Consider the following 17,923-nt stretch of genomic DNA (forward strand, 5'->3'; position numbering starts at 1 on the left):
CCCACTCGTGTCAGAAGCCGGAGAGGCACCGATATAAGACGAGCACCGCCTACAACGGTCGGCCGGTTGATCGAGAAGCCTGCCGCTACCCGGAGAGGTGCCGGTATGGTGTTGGGCGACCATGAGCGAATACCAGTACTACGAGTTTCTGGCCGTTGATCAGCCGCTGGACGAGCGGCAGCAGGCCGAGGTCCGCGCTCTTTCCACCCGAGCCCGGATCACTGCCACCAGCTTCGCCAATGAGTACCACTGGGGCGACTTCCGCGGTGACCCGAGCACGCTGATGGCGCGCTACTACGACGCGCATCTCTACTACGCCAACTGGGGTACGCGCCGGGTGATGCTGCGCCTCCCCCGGAAAATACTCAGCCTGGAAGTGGCCGAGCGGTACTGCGTCGATCCTTATGTGACCGCCTCTGTTTCCCAGGAGAACCTCGTCTTGGATCTGACCAGCGAGGCCGATCCGGACGACTGGTCCGAGGAGTCCGAGAGCAGGTTGGATGCCATCATCGGCGTCCGCGCCGAACTCGCAGCCGGGGACAGGCGTCCTCTCTATCTCGCCTGGCTGGCGGCGTACGGTACATGGGAACGCAACGAGGACGCCTTCAGCGACGACCACGAAGACGTACTCGAGCCGTCGGTGCCCGCCGGGCTGAGAACGCTCACCGGAGCCCAGCGCGCCCTGGCCGACTTCCTTTGCGTCGACGCCGACCTGCTCAAGGTCGCCGCCCAAGCCAGCCCGCCACTGGCCAGACCGAAGGATGATGCCCGCGACCTGACCGACTGGATCAAGAACCTGCCGGACCGGGACAAGGACGAGCTGCTTCGGCGGGTCGCCCAAGGCCAGGGCGCCCAGGTCCAGATGGAACTCATGCGCCAGTTCCGTGGTGGGCACGACGGCCCCGGAAACGGCCGGCGCACGGTGGCCGAACTGCTGGACGCCGCCGCCGAGTTCCGCAACGAGCGCGAGCGCCGGGAAGAGGCCGAACGCGCCGCAGAGAAAGCCCGCCGTGAACGCGCACTGGCCCGCGGAAAACGACTTGACTCTACGAGTGATTCCAATGGTCGTAGGCGATCAGCAAGCTGGTGATGGGCTGGCCGGTGCGCCGTCGCCCCAAGGTGCAATAGTCGACACAAGGGAATGCAATCCCCCCGCCCCGCCCGAGGGCCCGACTCTGTCATGAGCCCTCGTGGCCCTCTCCTATGCCGACTCGACACCACAGGCGCCCCTCCCGCCGCCACTGCCCCACCACACCACCACCAAACACCACTCCCGTCCCAGCCCCTCCCCTCTAACCGCCCCCTCGCTGGCATCAAACGCGAGCGAGATCATGCGCACCCGCCTTCACCCGCACGAGGAAGGCCCGCCACTCCCCCAATCCGAACGCAAGCACTTGCCCAGTGGGCCGCTTGGAGTCCCGCACCACGACCCCGTCAGCGACCCGAGCCAGCTCAACGCAGGTCGCAGCCTGTGCCGAACGGGAACTCTTGCGCCACTTCAGTCCCACACGATGAACTTCGCCCATTTCTACAGTTCTGTTACCGAGTTGCCGAGCCGCGATTCGTGCAGGGAGGCCGAGCTGGCCGCGCGAGGGCTGGAACGGCTTCACCGGTGCGAGGGCTGGAACATGGCCGTGCTGTCCGTGCGGGCCGAGATCACCGTATGGGCCAGGCCACAGGTCATCACGGTCACGATGCCGCTCACCGGGACGGCGCGGTTCGCGCTCACCGACGTCACCGAACTGGCCGAACCTATCGGCCAGTGCAACGAAGATCTGAACGCGCGCTGACCGAGCACCCCCAGCGGACGCCGAGCAGCCCCGGTGGCATGGCCGTGGGCGGCGGATCACTGGAGCGGCCGCGCCACTTGCGAACGTCCGCCCCCACTCGGCTCCGACTAGGGCGGTGTCGCTATCGCTGCGGCTGTGCGCGAGCGGGTCGGCGGGTGGCGGGCGTGGCGTTATGACAGGGGTGCTTATCTGGCGGCGGCTTCCGGAGGGTCATTGAGCGGGCGGGCTGTTGCCACGCCTTGGGATCCTGGTTTGGGGGCGGCGATGGCCGAACTCGGGGTGCGGGTCGAGGAGGAGCTCGTTCTCAGCGATCTGCTCGACGACCTGCGCGGCCGGGGGTGAAGACCGCGAGGCGGGACAACGGCCAGTAGCGGGCGACGACGCGGCCGACGAGCAGGGCGTCGGGGACGGCGTCGAAGTCCCAGCTGTCCTGGCGGCCCGGGGCGCCCTGGTTGTCGCTCTCCAGCCACCAGCCGCCGTCGGTGCGCCGCGTCGCCCGTTTGACGATCAGCTGCTCGGCACGTCCCGGATGGCACGCCACCACGACGTCCCCCTCGGCGACCCGCGTCCCCCGGCGTACCAGCAGCCAGTCACCGGGACGCAGCGCAGGCGTCATCGACTCCCCCGTCACCGCGACGGCCAACAACCGGCCGGCCATTCCCGAGTCCTCCGCATAGGTCACCGTTGTGTGGAGACAACGTCTCTCCGGGCACTCCCCCGAGGGGTCCTAGGCCCAAATACCGAGCGCCCCGCCCCGACGGCGGCGCCGCCACAAGAGTAATGTCGGTGACCTGAGCATGATCCGATACGAGGGAAGGGAAACGCAGGTGCTCGCTAAACTTCTGCGCCCCAAGACCACGGTCTCCGCGCACTGCGACCTGCCGTGCGGCGTCTACGACCCGGCGCAGGCGCGCATCGAGGCCGAGTCCGTCAAGGCGATCTGCGAGAAGTACGCGGCCAACGAGGACCCGGTCTTCCGGGCCCGCGCCATCCTCATCAAGGAGCAGCGCTCGCAGCTGGTCAAGGAGCACCTGTGGGTGCTGTGGACCGACTACTTCAAGCCGCCGCACTTCGAGAAGTACCCGCAGCTCCACCAGCTGTTCAACGAGGCGACCAAGCTCGCCGGGGCCGGCGGCACCAAGGGCAGCATGGACGTCAAGGCCGCCGAGGACCTGCTCGCCCGCATCGCGGAGATCGACAAGATCTTCTGGGAGACCAAGCAGGGCTGAGCACGCCGGCGCAGCACGTCACGAGGCCCCGCCCACCCCGGGCGGGGCCTCGTCCATTCCCGCAGGCGCGGGGAGCACGCATCACAGAAGATGTCGTCGATCTCGGAACATCCCCGCGGCATGCGGGGCCGAACGTGAAACTTTCATCACTCTCGGTGGTCGGCCGTTCCTGTGACGTGGGTTCTGTAGTGGTCAGAGCCTTGTAACCTCTCCCATGTGATCCGCCCCGCTGCTCCCGAGGATGTTCCCGCGATCCTGACCCTGGTGCGCGGGCTGGCCGACTACGAGCACGCGCTGCACGAGGTCAAGGCGACCGAAGACGATCTGCGCGAGCATCTGTTCGGGCCGGAGCCGCGGGTGTTCGCGCATGTGGCCGAGCACGAGGGCGAGGTCGTCGGGTTCGCGCTGTGGTTCCTGTCGTTCTCCACCTGGCTCGGCCGCCACGGCATCTACCTGGAGGACCTGTACGTCTGCCCGTCCGCGCGCGGCAGGGGCTACGGCAGGGCGCTGCTGGCGGAGCTGGCGCGGATCGCCGTGGAACGCGGGTACGGCCGGGTCGAGTGGTCGGTGCTGAACTGGAACACCCCGGCGATCGGTTTCTACGAGGCGCTGGGCGCCCAGCCGCAGGACGAGTGGACGGTGTTCCGGCTCACCGGCAGGGCGCTGGAGGAGCTCGGCGGCGGCCGGAGCGAAGGGGGACCGGGGCCCGGACACCCGGACAGGTGATCCATTTCTACCGGATGCGGCAAAGCCACGCGCGCCGGAGTCTCGAAGCAGGCCGGTTAGGCGGTAGTTTCGAAGGCAGCGGGACCTACCGCGCAAGGGAGTGACGTGACTGAGGAAACCGCTGCGATGCCGGCCAGTACGAAGGTGTCGCCGCGCGACGCGGTGACCGTGAAGCTGCCTGCCGCGAGCGCCTACCTGTCGGTCCTGCGGACCGCCACGGCGGGTCTTGCGGCCCGGCTCGACTTCACGCTGGACGAGATCGAGGACCTTCGCATCGCCGTCGACGAGGCGTGCGCGATGCTGCTCGCACAGGCGGTGCCCGGAACCGACCTGACCTGCGAGTTCGAACTGACCGGTGACGCGATGCGCATCAACGTGTCGGTGCTGACCGTGGACGGCCGCGAGCCGAGCCGCGACACCTTCGCCTGGACGGTGCTGTCGTCGCTGGCCGGAGAGGTCGACTCCGAGGCGGGCGCCGACGACCGGGTCACGGTGATGCTGCAGAAGCGTCGCGGCGCGACGGGGGCCCCGTGACGGAGAAGACGACCCTTCCGGAGGGCGGCGGCGCGGCGGGCGCGAGCGAGCGTCCCGACACCGCGGTGCCCGACCGCGCCCGGGCCCGGGCGCTGTTCGAGCGGCTGGCCGAGCTGCCCGAGGGCGACCCGGAGCGCCAGCGCATCCGCGACCAGCTGGTGGAGCTGCACCTGCCGCTGGTGGAGTACCTGGCCCGCCGGTTCCGCAACCGCGGCGAGTGGCTGGACGACCTGATCCAGGTCGCCACGATCGGGCTGATCAAGTCGATCGACCGGTTCGACCTGGACCGCGGCGTGGAGTTCTCCACCTACGCCACGCCCACCATCGTCGGCGAGATCAAGCGGCACTTCCGCGACAAGGGCTGGGCGGTGCGGGTCCCGCGCCGGCTGCAGGAGCTGAAGCTGTCGCTGACCAAGGCGATCAGCGATCTGGCCCAGCGCGAGGGGCGCGCCCCGACCGTCAGCGAGCTGGCGGCGCACCTGGGGATGACCGAGGAAGAGGTGCTGGAGGGCCTGGAGTCGGCCAACGCCTACTCCACGGTCTCGCTGGACGCCCCCGACTCCGGCGACGAGGACGCGCCCGCGGTGGCCGACTCGCTCGGCATGGTGGACGAGTCGCTGGAGGGCGTGGAGTACCGCGAGTCCCTCAAGCCGCTGCTGGAGAAGCTGCCCGCCCGCGAGAAGAAGATCCTCCTGCTGCGGTTCTTCGGCAATATGACCCAGTCGCAGATCGCCGCCGAACTGGGCATCTCCCAGATGCACGTCTCCCGTCTGCTCGCCCGCACCCTCGCCCAGCTCCGGGAGGGCCTCACCGCCGACGAGTGACCGCAAGGCCGCCGCGGAGTCCGCAGGCGGGTCCCGCTCGCACGGCGTTCCCTGTAGGCAAGATGCGTGCCGCCGTCGGCGCGGCGCGGGGAGAGACGCGCACGGCGAGCGTCACGGTGCGTACACACGCGTGTGGGGGGCGGAGCCGGATGCACCGGCCGCCGCCCCTACGCGTATTTTCAGAGCTTTTTACCGCCCTGCGGCTTCTTCTTGCCGCTCGGGGCGCGTCCGCGGGGCGCCGCCGCGGCCTTCTCCCGCGGCCTGCCGGCGCTCTCGTCCGCCGCGCCCCGTTCACCGGAATCGCCGGAGGGCTGGTGGTCGTGGACGAGCCAGGCCGTGGTGGGCGGGCTGAGCAGGAGCACCAGCGCGGCCACGGCCACCAGGCCCAGCGGGACGGCCAGCCAGTACTGCCCGCTCTGCCACAGCGACCAGGCGACCGGCAGGGCGAACAGCTGCACCAGGACGCCGGGCGAGCGGCTCCAGCCGTCGCCGCGCAGCAGGCCGCGGGCGCAGCCCAGCATGCCCGCGCCGGCGCCGAGCGCGATGACGGTCACGGCGATCGCGGTCGCCGGGTCCACCGCCGCGCCGATCACCGTCTCGTAGCCGGTGAACAGGCCGAACCCGATCGCGGTGAGGCCCTCGGCGGCGACGAGGGCGGCGGCGCCGTGCACGGTGTTCAGACGCTTCGACACAACCAGCAAGCCTATCCCCGGGCGCCGGCGCCCCCGTCCCCGAGCACGGATACGCTGAACGCCGTGCGCGCCATGCTCATCGCCAACCCCAAGGCGACCTCGACCACCCGGCGGGCCCGCGACATCCTGCTGCGGGCCTTCACCGGCGATCTGACCGTCGACCTCGCCGAGACGGCGCACCGCGGGCACGCCATGGAGCTGGCCCGCAAGGCCGCGCACGAGGGGTACGCCCGGGTCGTGGTGCTCGGCGGCGACGGCACGGTCAACGAGGCCGTCAACGGGCTGCTGGCCGACGGGCCGTCCCCGGACCTGCCGGTGCTGGCCGTGGTGCCGTGCGGCAGCGCGAACGTGTTCGCCCGGGCGCTGGGCCTGCCGGGCGACCCGATCGGGGCGACCCGCCAGGTGCTGCAGGGGCTGCGGGCCGGGCGGCACCGCACGGTGGGCCTCGGCACGGCGAGCCTGCCCGGCGGCCCGGAACGGTATTTCACCTTCAACGCCGGGGTGGGGCTGGACGCGGAGGTCGTCCGCGAGGTCGAGCGGCAGCGCCGCAAGGGCGGCCGGGCGCCCGCGTCCCTGTACGTGCGGACGGCGATACGGCATTTCTTCACCGGGACGGACCGGAGGCGTCCGGCGCTGACCCTGGAGCAGGCGGGCCGCCCGGCGAAAGCCGGGCTGTTTCTGGCCTTTGTCTCCAACACCTCGCCGTGGACTTTCCTTGGACCGCTTCCGGTGAATCCGAGTCCGCGCGCCAACTTCAACAAGGGCCTGGACGTGTTCGCGATGCGGTCGCTGGAGGCGGGCCCGGCGCTGGCGACGGTGGCGCAGATGCTGGTGGCCCGGACCCGTCCCGTGCAGGGCCGCCACGTGGTGAACGTGCACGATGCGGCCGAGGTCACGCTGCGGGCGCCGCGGCCGGTGGCCTACCAGCTCGACGGCGACTACCTCGGCGAGACGCCGGCCATCACCTTCCGCGCCGTCCCGAAGGCGATACGCGTGGTCATATGACGCCGGTCACGTCCGAGTTAACGGCAAAGCAACACCGCCGAACCATGGATGTGACACATACGACACTCATACTTTGAGAAACGTTTCTCAAAGGTCTTGCGTCCCCCTACGCTGCCCTGACACGCTCAAAGTGCGCCGCGACAGAGGCCCAGCGTCGTCAGCCTCGTGTTCGAGGAGCGCCACGCAAACGACCACCCCTGAACCCATCCCCCCTTCTGCGGCTCGGGGTGCTTCGCGAGACATGTGAATCAGTTCACAAGAATGTGGGGGCGATTCCTCCACGCTGACGAAGGAGTGGACCGCATGGACTGGCGCCACCGCGCAGCCTGCCGTGACGTGGACCCCGAGCTGTTCTTCCCGATCGGCAACACCGGGCCCGCGCTTCTGCAGATCGAAGAGGCCAAGCAGGTATGCCGCCGCTGCGACGTCACCGACGCCTGCCTGCGCTGGGCGCTGGAGTCCGGCCAGGACGCCGGCGTGTGGGGCGGCATGAGCGAGGACGAGCGGCGCATCCTCAAGCGGCGCACCGCCCGCGCGCGGGCCCGCGCCAACGCCCGCGTCTGAGCCGCCGCGAAATCACCTCCGTCTCCCCCGCCGACGCGCCGCCTTTGAACCTCCCGGTCGGAGAGCACCGCGCGTCCGCAGACTCCCGGCGCCCGCGGCATCGCCGCGGGCGCCGGTCATTTCCCCGGAAGACCGCCTAGACCCCCTGGTCGGGCCGTCCCCGCAGCGACGACCTCCCGCCGTCGCGTCCCCGGCCGAGGCCGAGGTCCTTCAAGGCGGGACGCGCCGCCGCACCCCGGTCCCGCGCCGCCGGGCCGCGCGCCCCGGTCTGGTCGAGCGGGATGTCCACCAGCACCTCGGTGCCGCCGCCCTCGCGCCGCCCGAACTCCAGCCGTCCGCCCAGCTCGCCCACGATCAGCGTGCGGACGATCTGCAGCCCCAGGCTGTTGCTGCTCTCCACGTCGAAGTCGGCGGGCAGGCCCACCCCGTCGTCGGCGACCGTGACCGCCAGCCGCGGCCCGGTCTCGCCCGCCGCCTCCTGCCGCCGCGCGCTGACCTCCAGCGTCCCGAACCGGTTGGACAGGCCGTGCTCCAGGGCGTTCTGCAGCAGCTCGGTGAGCGCCATCGCCAGCGGGGTGGCGACCTCGGCGGGCAGCACCCCGAAGCTGCCGGTGCGCTTGGGCGTCACCCGCGCCTCCGGCGTGGACACCTCCCCCGCCATGGTGATCACGCGGTCGGCGATGTCGTCGAAGTCGATCAGCTCGTCGGGGGTGAGCGACAGGGTCTCGTGGACGATCGCGATGGACCCGACCCGGCGCACCGCCTCGTCCAGCGCGGCCCGCCCCTCGGGGATGCGCAGCCGCCGGGCCTGCAGCCGCAGCAGCGCCGCGACCGTCTGCAGGTTGTTCTTCACCCGGTGGTGGATCTCCCGGATGGTGGCGTCCTTGGTCATCAGCTCGCGGTCGCGCCAGCGCAGCTCGGTGACGTCGCGGCACAGCACGATCGCGCCGATCCGGGTGCCGCCCACCACCAGCGGGATGGTGCGCAGCTGCAGCACCGACCCGTGCGCCTCCACCTCCACCTCGCGCGGGGCGCGGCCGCTGAGCAGCACGCTCAGCGCCTCCTCCAGCGGCTCGCCGGTGTCGCACAGCTGGGTGGTGATCTCGCCGAGCACCTCGCCGACCAGGTCGGTGGGGAAGCCGAGCCGCCGGTAGGCCGACTGCGCGTTCGGGCTGGCGTAGGTGACCCGCCCGGCCCGGTCCAGCCGGATCAGCCCGTCGCCGACGCGCGGCGCGCGCACCAGGTTGGGCTCCTCCCCCGGCACCGGGAACCGGCCCTCGGAGATCATCTGGGCCAGGTCGCTGGCGCTCTGCAGGTAGGTCAGCTCCAGGCGGCTCGGGGTGCGGGCCGAGCTGAGGTTGGTGCTGCGCTGGATGACGCCGAGCATCTTCGCCCCGCGCCGCACCGGGATCGACTCCTCCCGGACGGGGATGCCGCTGCCCCACTCCGGGTCGCCCTCGCGGACGATGCGCCGCTCGCGCCAGGCCACGTCGATCAGGCCGCGGCGTCCGCTGCGCACGATCCGGCCGACCAGGTCCTCGGGGTAGGCGGTGGGGCCGGTGGTGGGGCGCATCTGCGCGATCGCCACCCACGACGACGGCACCGGGCCCTCCTCCGCCGACCGCAGCGGCACCCACAGCAGCAGGTCGGCGAACGACAGGTCCGCCAGCAGCTGCCAGTCCGACACCAGGGCGTGCAGCCACTCCAGGTCGGTGTCGGTGAGGTCGGTGTGGTCGCGTACCAGGTCGGTCAAGGTGGGCACGGCTCCATCATCGCCGATGCCGGGGACCGCCCCGTCCACCCCCGGCACGTCCCCCGCCGACGGGGGCCGGGCACAGGACCTGGCAAGATCTGGTCATGGCACCTGATCCCCTGGAGCGGCTGCGCGCCGCCGCCGCCCGCCGCGAGCGGGCGGGGCTGCGGCGGAGCCTGCGGCCCCGGACCGCCGACCACGACGGCCTCATCGACCTGGCGTCCAACGACTATCTGGGGCTGTCGCGCGACCCGCGCCTGATCGAGGGCGCGGTCGCGGCGGCGCGCGCCTGGGGCACCGGGGCCACCGGGTCCCGGCTGGTGACCGGCACGACGCGGCTGCACGCCGAGCTGGACGAGCGGCTGGCCGCGTTCACCGCAAGCGCCGCCGGGCTGGTGTTCTCCTCCGGCTTCATGGCCAACCTCGGCGCGGTGGCGGGGCTGGGCGGCCCCGGGGTGCTGGTGGTGTCCGACCAGGTCAACCACGCCTCGATCATCGACGCCTGCCGGCTGTCGCGGTCCCGGGTGGCGGTCGTCCCGCACCGCGACGTCGGCGCCGTGGAGGCGGTGCTCGCCGACCGGGAGGAGGAGCACGCCCTGGTCGTCACCGACGCGGTCTTCTCCGTGGCCGGCGACCTGGCGCCGCTGCGCGAGCTGCACCGGGCGGCCCACGCGCACGGGGCGCTGCTGGTGGTGGACGAGGCGCACTCCCTGGGCGTGGTCGGCGACGGGGGACGCGGCGCCGTGCACGCCGCGGGCCTGGCCGGGGAGCCGGACGTGGTGCTCACCGTCACCCTGTCCAAGTCGCTGGGCGCGCAGGGCGGCGCGGTGCTCGGCGCCCCCGAGGTCGTCCAGACGCTCGTCGACACCGGACGTTCCATGATCTTCGATACGGGGCTGGCGCCGCCCGCGGTGGGGGCCGCGCTGGCCGCCCTGGACGTGCTGGCCGCCGAACCGGACCTGCCCGCCCGCGCCCGCGGCATGGCCCGCCGGATCGCCGCGACGGCCGCCGAGCTGGGGCTGGAGACCACCGCCGAGCCCGCCGCCGCCGTGGTGCCGGTGGTGCTGGGCGAGCCGCTGACGGCGGTGCGCGGCCAGGAGATCTGCGCGCGGCACGGCGCCCGCGTCGGCTGCTTTAGGCCCCCGTCGGTGCCGAAGGGGCAGGCGTGCCTGCGCGTCACCGCCCGAGCCACCCTCGACGAGTCCGACCTCACAACGCTAGAACGGGCCCTGAAAGATGTCGCCGCGTCGGCCACCCGTACCCTTCACACATAACATCGGGGAAACCCATGATGAACGTGAGGAGAGACCGTGACGGAGGTCAGGGGCGGGCCCCGGCACGGGGGCGGCTACAGAGCCGATCGGGCACCACTCAGCGACATCGGCCGGCACCACTCGGCCAACGCACCGCGCATTCCGAAGTACTACAAGCTCAAGGAACTGCTCGTCGAGCTGATCCAGTCCCTGCCTCCCGGTAGCCCGCTCCCGCCGGAGCGGACCCTCGCCGAGAAGTACGAGACCTCCCGCACCACGGTCCGCCAGGCGCTGGCCGAACTGGTCGTCGAGGGGCGGCTGCAGCGCATCCAGGGGAAGGGCACCTTCGTCGCCAAGCCGAAGGTCGCCCAGGAGCTGCAGCTGGTCAGCTACACCGAGGACATGCGGCACAAGGGCCTGCGGCCCGAGACCCGCATCCTGGAGATCGGCTATGTCAGCGCCGACGAGCGCCTGGCCGGCCTGCTCGGCATCCGGACGGGGGGCCGGGTGCTGCGCATCCACCGGCTCCGGCTGGCCGACGGGGAGGCCATGTCGATCGACACCTCGCACCTGCCGGCCCGCCGCTTTCCGGGCCTGCGCCGCGAGCTGCCGCGGCACCGTTCGCTGTACGAGACGCTGGCCACCGCCTACGACGTCCACCTCGCCGAGGCCGAGGAGACCATCGAGACGGTGCTGGCGACCCCGCACGACGCCCAGCTGCTGGGCGTGGACGTGGGCCTGCCGATGCTGCTGCTGTCCCGGCACGCTCTGGACGACACCGGCCAGCCGGTCGAGTTCGCCCAGAGCCTCTACCGGGGCGACCGCTACAAGTTCATCACCCGCCTCAAACGGAACTGAAGCGGTCGCCCCGTACGCGTGCGGGTCGGCCCGCGCAGGTCAGAGGGTCTGGGAGAGGGCCTTGATGGGCATCTGCAGCTCGTCGAGCAGGGCCAGGTCCTGGGCGGCGGGGCGGCCCAGAGTGGTCAGGTAGTTGCCGACGATGATGGCGTTGATGCCGCCCAGCATGCCGTCGCGGGTGCCCAGGTCGCCCAGGGTCAGCTCGCGGCCGCCCGCGTAGCGCAGGATCGTGCGCGGCAGCGCCAGCCGGAACGCGCCGATCGTCTTGAGCGCCTCGGTGCCCTCCACCAGCGGACGGTCGGCGAACGGGGTGCCCGGACGCGGCGCCAGGAAGTTCAGCGGCACCTCGTCCGGCTCCAGCTCGGCCAGCTGCCCGGCGAACTCGGCACGCTGCTCGACGGTCTCGCCCATGCCGATGATGCCGCCGCAGCACAGCTCCATGCCCGCCTCCTTGACCATGAGGCAGGTCTCCCAGCGCTCCTCCCACGAGTGCGTGGTGACCACGTTGGGGAAGTGGGAGCGGGCGGTCTCCAGGTTGTGGTTGTAGCGGTGCACGCCCATCTCGACCAGCTCGTCCACCTGGGCCCGGGTGAGCATGCCCAGCGAGCAGGCGATGTTGATGTCGACGGCGTCGTTGATGGCCTTGATCCCCTCGCGGACCTGCGCCATCAGCCGCTCGTCCGGGCCGCGCACGGCCGCGACGATGCAGAACTCGGTGGCGCCGGTGCGGGCGGTGTCCTTGGCCGCCTCCACCAGCTCGGGGATGTTCAGCCACACCGACCGCACCGGGGACTCGAACCGGCCCGACTGCGAGCAGAAGTGGCAGTCCTCGGGGCAGCCGCCGGTCTTCAGCGAGACGATCCCCTCGACCTCGACCTCCGGCCCGCACCAGCGCATCCGGACCTCGTGCGCCAGCGCCAGCAGGTCGGAGATCCGCTCGTCGGGCAGCGTCAGGCACTCCAGGGCCTGCTCGGCGGACAGCCCCCGGCCCTCCTCCAGCACCTGGCGGCGGGCGACCTCAAGGATGTCGGTCACGGACCCCTACCTTCCTTCCTGGGTTGACGCGGTGTTCGTGCTCGGGGAGGACATCGGCTCGCAGAAGCCGGGCGGTCAGGGGACGGCGGTGCCCTGGGCGCCGCGGAACGCGGCCGGGTCGAAGGAGCCGCCGAACACCGGGGCCAGCGCGCGGTGCGCGGCCACCAGGAACTCGGCCGGGTCGAGGGCGCCCGCGCCCGCGGGCACCGCCCCGGCCAGCGGCCGGGCCGAGATGGTCTCCAGGTCCGGCACGTTGCTGCGCATCGCCAGGTCCGGCTTGTCGGGCCACTCCCCGATCACCACGCCGGCGGGCTGCACGCCGCGGTGCGCCATCGCCTCCAGGGTCAGCGCGGTGTGGTTGAGGGTGCCGAGGTCGGGCCGGGTCACCACGACGGCGGGGGCACCCAGCCAGCGGGCCAGGTCGGCGACGGTGGTGCCCTCCTCGTCGTAGCGGACCAGCAGCCCGCCCGCGCCCTCCACCAGCACCAGGCGGCGGGTCTCGGCCAGCTCGCGGATACGGCCCGCCACCTCCGACAGCGCCACCGGCGGCAGCCCGGAGCGGCGGGCGGCCGCGGCCGGGGACAGCGCGTCCGGGAAACGGGCGAACTCGTGCAGGTCGTCCACGCCCGCCAGACGCCGCACGACGTCCAGGTCGCCGGGTTCGCCGAGCCGCACGCCGGTCTGCGCGGGCTTGACCACGGCGACCGACGACCCGCGGGCGGCGGCCAGCGCGGCCAGCGCCGCGGTCACGATCGTCTTGCCGACGCCCGTACCGGTTCCGGTCACCACGAGCACACTCACGACCGGCACCCTAGCGCGGGCCGCTCCGGCGGCGCCCTCGCCGAATTCCACAGTCTTGGCCAGGGGAATTTGTACGCGGGTTCGCGCGCATACCTCCGGAATGCCCCGGAATCCCCCGGAACCCGGCGATGGTGCCGCGTCCGAGCACGATCGCCCCGGGGCCGGCAGGTCATGGACGCCATGGCCCTGGAGATCACCATGAGGACCGCGCGCACCCGGGTGGTTCTGCCCGAGGAGCACGACGGCCCGGTGACGCGGTTCGCCGCGTCCGATTTCGTATGGATCCGATTCGTCCGGCACCGTCTGGCGCAGCGGCGCACACCTGTTCTCCGTCCGCTTCCGGCCGCTGCCGCCCGACGAGACGGCCTGCGCGGACATCGCCCGCCTCTGACTCCGGGCATACCCTGTGGCGCGGATCCGATCGACCCCCAGGGAGCACCACAGGTGGCAGAGACGTCGGTTGTGCGCGGCCCGGTGACGGTGCGGCCCGCCCGCCCGGACGAGCACGATCTCGTGGGCGAGCTGACCGTCGAGGTCTACGTCGGCGGCGGGCTGGTCGCGCCCGACTCCGGGTACGTGCCCGAACTGCGCGACGCCCGCGCCCGCGCCGAGGACACCGAGCTGCTCGTGGCCGAGCTCGCCGGCGAGGTGGTGGGCTCGGTTGCGTACTGCCCGCCCGGCAGCCGGTACGCGGCGCTCGCCGGCGTGGACGAGGCCGAGTTCCGCATGCTGGCCGTCGTGGAGCGGGCGCGCGGCCGGGGTGTGGGCCGCGCCCTGGTCGAGGCGTGCCTGGACCGCGCCCGCGCGGCGGGGCTGTCCGGGCTGCGGCTGGTCACGCAGCACAACATGCCGGCGGCCCACCGCCTGTACGAGCGGATGGGCTTTCGCCGGACGCCCGAGCGCGACTGGACCCTGGAGTCCGGGAAAGAGCTGCTCGCCTACCACATGCCGCTGTGACGGGCATGCCGCCGCGGCCGCGGGCGCCGCGGCGGACCCGGTCGCGTCAGGTCACGTCAGGGCGGCTCAGGTCGCGGCGGGGCAGGTCGCGGCGGGGTCAGGCCGAGGTGAGCGTGCCGTGCTCGGCGCAGCGGGCCGTCCAGCCCATCGGCGTCACCTGGACCACCAGGCGGCGGCGGCACCGGGTGCAGTAGCGCGGCGGCTCCATCAGCCGGGCGGCCCGGCAGTCGCGGTGGTCGCCCTCCGCCTCCGGCGCGCCGCAGCGGTCGCAGTACCTCTCCACGGTGCGAGCGTATTACTCGATGACGGCGATCAGGTCGCCCTCCTGGACGACCTGGCCCTCGGTGACGGCCAGCTTGGCGACCGTGCCCGGCTCCTCGGCCAGCACCGGGATCTCCATCTTCATCGACTCCAGGATCACCAGGGTGTCGCCCTCGTTCACCTGGTCGCCCTCGGCGGCGGTCACCTTCCACACGTTCGCCACCATCTCGGCGTACACGTCGGCCACGGCGGTTCCTTCCTTCGATGTGCCAGGGACGATGTCGGCGGACGCGCCCGGGGCCGGGCGCCGCCGCGGGTCGGCGGGTCGCTCGCCGCGGGACGCGGCGCGCGGGATGGGGGTGCGGCGGGGCGGCTAGCGCTCCCGCATCCGGCCGACGAGCCCGGTGTCGTAGGACCCGTCGGCGAACTCCGGATGGTCGAGCAGCTCGGCCAGGAACGGCAGGTTGGTCTTGGGACCTTCGATGCGGAACGCCCCGACCGCCGCCCGCGCCCGGCGCAGCGCGTCGTCGCGCGTGTCGGCGTGCACGCACAGCTTGGCCAGCAGCGGGTCGTAGTGCGGGGTGACGGTGTTGCCCTCGGCGTATCCGGCGTCGATGCGGATGCCGTCGCCGACCGGCTCCTCCCATACGCCGATCCGGCCGGGGCCGGGCAGGAACCGCACCGGGTCCTCGGCGTACACGCGCAGCTCGATCGCGTGGCCGCGCGGCTCGGCCGTGGTGAACGACACCGGCTCCCCCGCCGCGACCAGCAGCTGCTGCTCGACCAGGTCGATGCCGGTGACCAGCTCGGTGACCGGATGCTCGACCTGCAGCCGGGTGTTCATCTCCAGGAAGAACAAGTCCTTGGTGGCCGGGTCGACCAGGAACTCCACGGTGCCCGCCCCGCGGTACCCGATCGCCTCGCCCGCCCGCACCGCCGCGGCGAGCATCCGCTCGCGCAGCTCGCCGGCGACGCCCGGCGACGGGGCCTCCTCGGCGACCTTCTGGTGCCGGCGCTGCACCGAGCAGTCCCGCTCGCCCAGCGCCAGCACGGTGCCGTCGGCCAGCCCGAGGATCTGCACCTCCACGTGCCGAGCCCGCTCCACGTACCGTTCCAGCAGGATGTCGGCGCTGCCGAAGAACCGTTCGGCGCGGGTGCGGGCGGTCTCGAACGCCGCGCGCAGGGCCGCCTCGTCGCGGACGGCGGCCATGCCGATGCCGCCCCCGCCCGCAGCGGCCTTGACCATCACCGGGTAGCCGATGCGCTCGGCCTCCTCGGCGGCGGTGCCGGCGTCCGGCACCGGCTCCCACACGCCGGGCGCCACCGGGACGCCCGCGTCCTTCATCAGGTTCCGCGCGTTGATCTTGTCGCCCATGCGGGCGATCGCCAGCGGCGGCGGGCCGATCCACACCAGACCCGCGTCGATCACCTGCCGGGCGAAGTCGGCGTTCTCCGCCAGGAATCCGTACCCGGGGTGGACGGCCTGCGCGTTGGTGCGGCGCGCGGCCTCCAGGATGCGCGGGGCGTCCAGGTAGCTGCGCGCGGGCGGCGGCGGCCCGATCAAGATGGCCTCGTCGGCCTCGGCGACGAACGGCAGGTCGGCGTCGGCCTCGGAGTACACCGCGATGGCCTTCAGGCCCATCGCGCGCACGGTGCGGATGATCCGGCTGGCGATCTCACCGCGGTTCGCCACGAGCACGGACTCGAACACCAGGGGATTCTCCTTCCACGTGCACGTGTGTGCACGCGACGGCGCGCCGGAACGGACGTGGCCGACCCTATTGCGCGCGCCAATGCTCGTCCGGGTGCGCGAGCGACAAATACCGGCCGGTAGTTTTGTCCGCCGCCCCTATGCCCGCCGTGTCCGGCGGCCGGCCGCGACACGTGCGGCGCCGGGCGTGGGCCGGGCTAGGTGCGGGTACGGCGTTCGACGACGCGGCTGAGCGCCTCCACCACGGCGGGGTCGTACTCCGACGCCGAGTCCAGCCGCAGCCGTTCCAGCACCGCGGCGCCCCGGTCGCGGTCGGAGGAGTCGCCGACCAGGTCGTCGTAGGCGTTGGCGACCTTGATGATGCGGCTGGCCAGCGGCGGCGGCGCCGGCCGCTCCACGCCGTCGTCGGCGCCCGCCGGCTCGCCCTTGCCCCGCCGGGAGGTGGGGGAGGCCGCCCCCTCCCCGGAAGTCGCGGCGGTGCGGTAGGGGTGCGAGGACAGCTTGACGATGTGCGCCACCCGGTCCAGCACCCCGGTCTGTTTGATCACTTCGGCGCCGAGCTCGGCGATGCGGCGCTGCTCGGCGGGCGAGGCCAGCACGGTGGCGCCGCCGGGGATGGGGTCGCCGAGCGACAGCTGGCCGATGTCGTGCATGAGGGCCGCGTACTCCAGCTCCAGCAGCTCCTCCTCGCACATGCCCAGCTCGCGGCCCATCCCCACGGCCAGCCGCGACACCCGCCGCGAGTGCCCGGTCTCGACGTAGCCGCCGACCTCGGTGACCCGCGACAGCGCCCGCACCGTCTGCAGGTAGGTGGCCCGCACCCCCGAGTAGCGGCGGAAGGCGAACTGGGTGACCAGGATCGGCGCGGTGAACACCGCCAGCGCCACCGGACCGAGCACGGTGGTGGCGACCGCGATGAGCATGGCGGTGGCGTTGGTGGCCGCGCACAGCGCCATCTTGGCGCGGATCTCGTCGCGCACCGCGATGCCGAACCGGGCCCGCACCGTCTCGGCGCGGATCCACGCCGCGACCACCACATCGGTGAAGCAGGAGATCACCACGGTCAGGCACATCGCCGCCAGCAGGAACTGCCAGTTCAGGTCCAGCGCCAGCAGGGGGCGGAAGCACAGCGCCACCACCGCCGCGATGAGCAGCCGCCGCGCCATGGCGTCGAGCCGCGGCATCCGGCCGACCGCGGCGTGCGGGAGCGAGCCGACCAGCATGCCGACCGCGGTCACCGCCACCACCTGCAGCGGCGAGTGCACCGCCGGATGCACGCCGAGCAGCGCCCCGGGCGGGGCGTTCTCGGGGCCGACGCCCACCAGCAGGGCGTATCCGACGGCGCCCGCGGTGGCGACCGGGGCGACCTCGCGGTTGCCGGGCATGACCATGCGGAACAGCTCGCCCAGCGCGATCAGCACGCCGAACAGCACCGCGACGTCGGGCTGCTGCAGGCCGACCGCGGCGACCCGGGTGACGGCGACCGCCACCAGCAGCCCGACGATGGCGATGACCAGCAGCTTCCCGGCGTCGACGCGCTGCCAGGCGGTCCGGGTGTGGTGCGCGCTCACGGCGCCCTACCGCCGCGCGCCGTCCCCGGCGACCCGGATCGGGGCGCTGGGGTCGTCGTGGTCCTGCTGGGTGGTCTCCACCACGTCGTCGTCGGGCAGCACGACGGGCTTGGGCGGGTCCCACCCCTCGCGCTCGAGCGCGCGCAGGAACGCCTCGACCATCACCGGGTCGAAATGCTCGCCCGCGCACTTGCGCAGCTCGCTCACCGCTTTTTCGATGCTGAGCGCCGAGCGGTAGGAGCGGGTGGAGGTCATCGAGTCGAACGCGTCGGCCACCGAGATCACGCGGGCGAACTCGGGGATCTCGTCACCGGCCAGGCCCATGGGGTAGCCGGTGCCGTTCATCTTCTCGTGGTGGT

At 72.4% G+C, this 17,923-nt stretch carries 23 protein-coding genes; 12 read left to right on the top strand and 11 right to left on the bottom strand.

The genetic code is table 11. The features are described 5' to 3' along the window. Nucleotides 1-121: 121 nt before the first annotated feature. Complete coding sequence (locus tag QSK22_RS24695; protein ID WP_285496744.1) at nucleotides 122-1,090, top strand: hypothetical protein; 969 nt, start codon at nucleotides 122-124, stop codon at nucleotides 1,088-1,090. Between the two features lie 223 nt (nucleotides 1,091-1,313). Here QSK22_RS24695 and QSK22_RS24700 read toward each other — a convergent pair whose 3' ends face one another. After that, complete coding sequence (locus QSK22_RS24700; RefSeq protein ID WP_285496745.1) at nucleotides 1,314-1,526, bottom strand: DUF397 domain-containing protein; 213 nt, start codon at nucleotides 1,524-1,526, stop codon at nucleotides 1,314-1,316. Here QSK22_RS24700 and QSK22_RS24705 point away from each other — a divergent pair. Together QSK22_RS24705 and QSK22_RS33815 are read left to right on the top strand one after the other, a co-directional pair. Further along, nucleotides 1,512-1,790, top strand: a complete 279-nt coding sequence (locus QSK22_RS24705; RefSeq protein ID WP_285496746.1) for a hypothetical protein — start codon at nucleotides 1,512-1,514, stop codon at nucleotides 1,788-1,790. The two genes, QSK22_RS24700 and QSK22_RS24705, sit on opposite strands and share 15 nt — an antisense overlap. A 135-nt stretch (nucleotides 1,791-1,925) precedes the next feature. After that, nucleotides 1,926-2,132 (top strand): DUF2399 domain-containing protein, encoded by a 207-nt coding sequence (locus QSK22_RS33815; protein WP_352231476.1) that lies wholly within the window; start codon nucleotides 1,926-1,928, stop codon nucleotides 2,130-2,132. Here QSK22_RS33815 and sodX read toward each other — a convergent pair. Continuing rightward, nucleotides 2,095-2,448 (bottom strand): nickel-type superoxide dismutase maturation protease, encoded by a 354-nt coding sequence (gene sodX, locus QSK22_RS24710; protein WP_285496747.1) that lies wholly within the window; start codon nucleotides 2,446-2,448, stop codon nucleotides 2,095-2,097. The two genes, QSK22_RS33815 and sodX, sit on opposite strands and share 38 nt — an antisense overlap. Nucleotides 2,449-2,617: 169 nt before the next feature. On the opposite strand from sodX, the gene sodN reads away from it, so the two are divergent. From sodN to QSK22_RS24730, 4 genes are all read left to right on the top strand, one after another. Continuing rightward, nucleotides 2,618-3,019, top strand: a complete 402-nt coding sequence (gene sodN / locus QSK22_RS24715) for a superoxide dismutase, Ni (RefSeq protein ID WP_285496748.1) — start codon at nucleotides 2,618-2,620, stop codon at nucleotides 3,017-3,019. A gap of 216 nt (nucleotides 3,020-3,235) precedes the next feature. Then, the gene (locus QSK22_RS24720; protein ID WP_285496749.1) at nucleotides 3,236-3,745 is read left to right on the top strand and encodes a GNAT family N-acetyltransferase; all 510 of its coding nucleotides are present in this window, start codon (nucleotides 3,236-3,238) and stop codon (nucleotides 3,743-3,745) included. A gap of 105 nt (nucleotides 3,746-3,850) precedes the next feature. Then, a complete protein-coding gene (locus tag QSK22_RS24725) occupies nucleotides 3,851-4,279 on the top strand; it encodes an ATP-binding protein (RefSeq protein ID WP_285496750.1) in 429 nt (142 codons plus the stop codon). Between the two features lie 65 nt (nucleotides 4,280-4,344). Next, a complete protein-coding gene (locus QSK22_RS24730) occupies nucleotides 4,345-5,103 on the top strand; it encodes an RNA polymerase sigma factor SigF (protein ID WP_285496769.1) in 759 nt (252 codons plus the stop codon). Nucleotides 5,104-5,282: 179 nt separating this feature from the next. Here QSK22_RS24730 and QSK22_RS24735 read toward each other — a convergent pair whose 3' ends face one another. Next, nucleotides 5,283-5,795, bottom strand: coding sequence for a hypothetical protein (locus QSK22_RS24735; RefSeq protein ID WP_285496751.1), 513 nt, complete (start codon nucleotides 5,793-5,795; stop codon nucleotides 5,283-5,285). A 72-nt stretch (nucleotides 5,796-5,867) separates the two neighbouring features. On the opposite strand from QSK22_RS24735, the gene QSK22_RS24740 reads away from it, so the two are divergent. Both QSK22_RS24740 and QSK22_RS24745 read left to right on the top strand, forming a co-directional pair. Further along, nucleotides 5,868-6,800, top strand: a complete 933-nt coding sequence (locus QSK22_RS24740) for a diacylglycerol/lipid kinase family protein (protein WP_352231478.1) — start codon at nucleotides 5,868-5,870, stop codon at nucleotides 6,798-6,800. A 303-nt stretch (nucleotides 6,801-7,103) separates the two neighbouring features. Continuing rightward, nucleotides 7,104-7,364: a WhiB family transcriptional regulator gene (locus QSK22_RS24745; protein ID WP_285496754.1), complete on the top strand. Its 261-nt coding sequence runs from the start codon at nucleotides 7,104-7,106 to the stop codon at nucleotides 7,362-7,364. 136 nt (nucleotides 7,365-7,500) lie between these two features. Here QSK22_RS24745 and QSK22_RS24750 read toward each other — a convergent pair whose 3' ends face one another. Continuing rightward, nucleotides 7,501-9,126 (bottom strand): PAS domain-containing sensor histidine kinase, encoded by a 1,626-nt coding sequence (locus QSK22_RS24750; RefSeq protein ID WP_285496755.1) that lies wholly within the window; start codon nucleotides 9,124-9,126, stop codon nucleotides 7,501-7,503. A gap of 95 nt (nucleotides 9,127-9,221) precedes the next feature. Here QSK22_RS24750 and QSK22_RS24755 point away from each other — a divergent pair, with 95 nt between their 5' ends. Together QSK22_RS24755 and QSK22_RS24760 are read left to right on the top strand one after the other, a co-directional pair. Next, a complete protein-coding gene (locus tag QSK22_RS24755; RefSeq protein ID WP_285496756.1) occupies nucleotides 9,222-10,391 on the top strand; it encodes an 8-amino-7-oxononanoate synthase in 1,170 nt (389 codons plus the stop codon). 36 nt (nucleotides 10,392-10,427) lie between these two features. Continuing rightward, complete coding sequence (locus tag QSK22_RS24760) at nucleotides 10,428-11,228, top strand: GntR family transcriptional regulator (RefSeq protein WP_285496757.1); 801 nt, start codon at nucleotides 10,428-10,430, stop codon at nucleotides 11,226-11,228. A gap of 39 nt (nucleotides 11,229-11,267) precedes the next feature. On the opposite strand, the gene bioB is transcribed toward QSK22_RS24760, so the two are convergent. After that, nucleotides 11,268-12,263: a biotin synthase BioB gene (bioB, locus tag QSK22_RS24765; RefSeq protein ID WP_285496758.1), complete on the bottom strand. Its 996-nt coding sequence runs from the start codon at nucleotides 12,261-12,263 to the stop codon at nucleotides 11,268-11,270. 75 nt (nucleotides 12,264-12,338) lie between these two features. After that, nucleotides 12,339-13,064, bottom strand: a complete 726-nt coding sequence (gene bioD / locus QSK22_RS24770) for a dethiobiotin synthase (protein ID WP_285496759.1) — start codon at nucleotides 13,062-13,064, stop codon at nucleotides 12,339-12,341. A 444-nt stretch (nucleotides 13,065-13,508) separates the two neighbouring features. Here bioD and QSK22_RS24775 point away from each other — a divergent pair, with 444 nt between their 5' ends. After that, on the top strand, nucleotides 13,509-14,021 hold the full coding sequence (locus tag QSK22_RS24775; protein WP_285496760.1) for a GNAT family N-acetyltransferase: 513 nt from the start codon (nucleotides 13,509-13,511) through the stop codon (nucleotides 14,019-14,021). Between the two features lie 97 nt (nucleotides 14,022-14,118). Here the strand turns inward: QSK22_RS24775 and bsaP are convergent, their stop codons facing one another. The 5 genes from bsaP to QSK22_RS24800 all read right to left on the bottom strand — a co-directional run. Next, a complete protein-coding gene (bsaP, locus tag QSK22_RS24780; RefSeq protein ID WP_285496761.1) occupies nucleotides 14,119-14,304 on the bottom strand; it encodes a biotin synthase auxiliary protein BsaP in 186 nt (61 codons plus the stop codon). Nucleotides 14,305-14,316: 12 nt separating this feature from the next. Beyond that, nucleotides 14,317-14,529 carry a biotin/lipoyl-binding carrier protein gene (locus tag QSK22_RS24785; RefSeq protein WP_285496762.1) on the bottom strand — a complete coding sequence of 71 codons (213 nt, stop codon included), beginning with the start codon at nucleotides 14,527-14,529 and terminating at the stop codon, nucleotides 14,317-14,319. Nucleotides 14,530-14,655: 126 nt separating this feature from the next. Further along, nucleotides 14,656-15,993 (bottom strand): acetyl-CoA carboxylase biotin carboxylase subunit, encoded by a 1,338-nt coding sequence (locus QSK22_RS24790; RefSeq protein WP_285496763.1) that lies wholly within the window; start codon nucleotides 15,991-15,993, stop codon nucleotides 14,656-14,658. A gap of 197 nt (nucleotides 15,994-16,190) precedes the next feature. Then, nucleotides 16,191-17,564 (bottom strand): HD-GYP domain-containing protein, encoded by a 1,374-nt coding sequence (locus QSK22_RS24795; protein ID WP_285496764.1) that lies wholly within the window; start codon nucleotides 17,562-17,564, stop codon nucleotides 16,191-16,193. Between the two features lie 6 nt (nucleotides 17,565-17,570). Next, on the bottom strand, nucleotides 17,571-17,923 hold a 353-nt coding region (locus QSK22_RS24800), incomplete at its 5' end, for an HD-GYP domain-containing protein (RefSeq protein WP_285496765.1).

This window comes from Actinomadura sp. NBRC 104425, from assembly GCF_030269545.1.
Lineage (GTDB): Bacteria > Actinomycetota > Actinomycetes > Streptosporangiales > Streptosporangiaceae > Spirillospora > Spirillospora keratinilytica.

Bases quoted from the DNA above. Each gene is read 5' to 3' on its own strand.
- QSK22_RS24695 (WP_285496744.1), top strand. From the start codon at position 122: ATGAGCGAATACCAGTACTACGAGTTTCTGGCCGTTGATCAGCCGCTG.
- sodX (WP_285496747.1), bottom strand. From the start codon at position 2,448: ATGGCCGGCCGGTTGTTGGCCGTCGCGGTGACGGGGGAGTCGATGACG.
- QSK22_RS24740 (WP_352231478.1), top strand. From the start codon at position 5,868: ATGCTCATCGCCAACCCCAAGGCGACCTCGACCACCCGGCGGGCCCGC.
- QSK22_RS24755 (WP_285496756.1), top strand. From the start codon at position 9,222: ATGGCACCTGATCCCCTGGAGCGGCTGCGCGCCGCCGCCGCCCGCCGC.
- QSK22_RS24705 (WP_285496746.1), top strand. From the start codon at position 1,512: ATGAACTTCGCCCATTTCTACAGTTCTGTTACCGAGTTGCCGAGCCGC.
- QSK22_RS24745 (WP_285496754.1), top strand. From the start codon at position 7,104: ATGGACTGGCGCCACCGCGCAGCCTGCCGTGACGTGGACCCCGAGCTG.
- QSK22_RS24700 (WP_285496745.1), bottom strand. From the start codon at position 1,526: ATGGGCGAAGTTCATCGTGTGGGACTGAAGTGGCGCAAGAGTTCCCGT.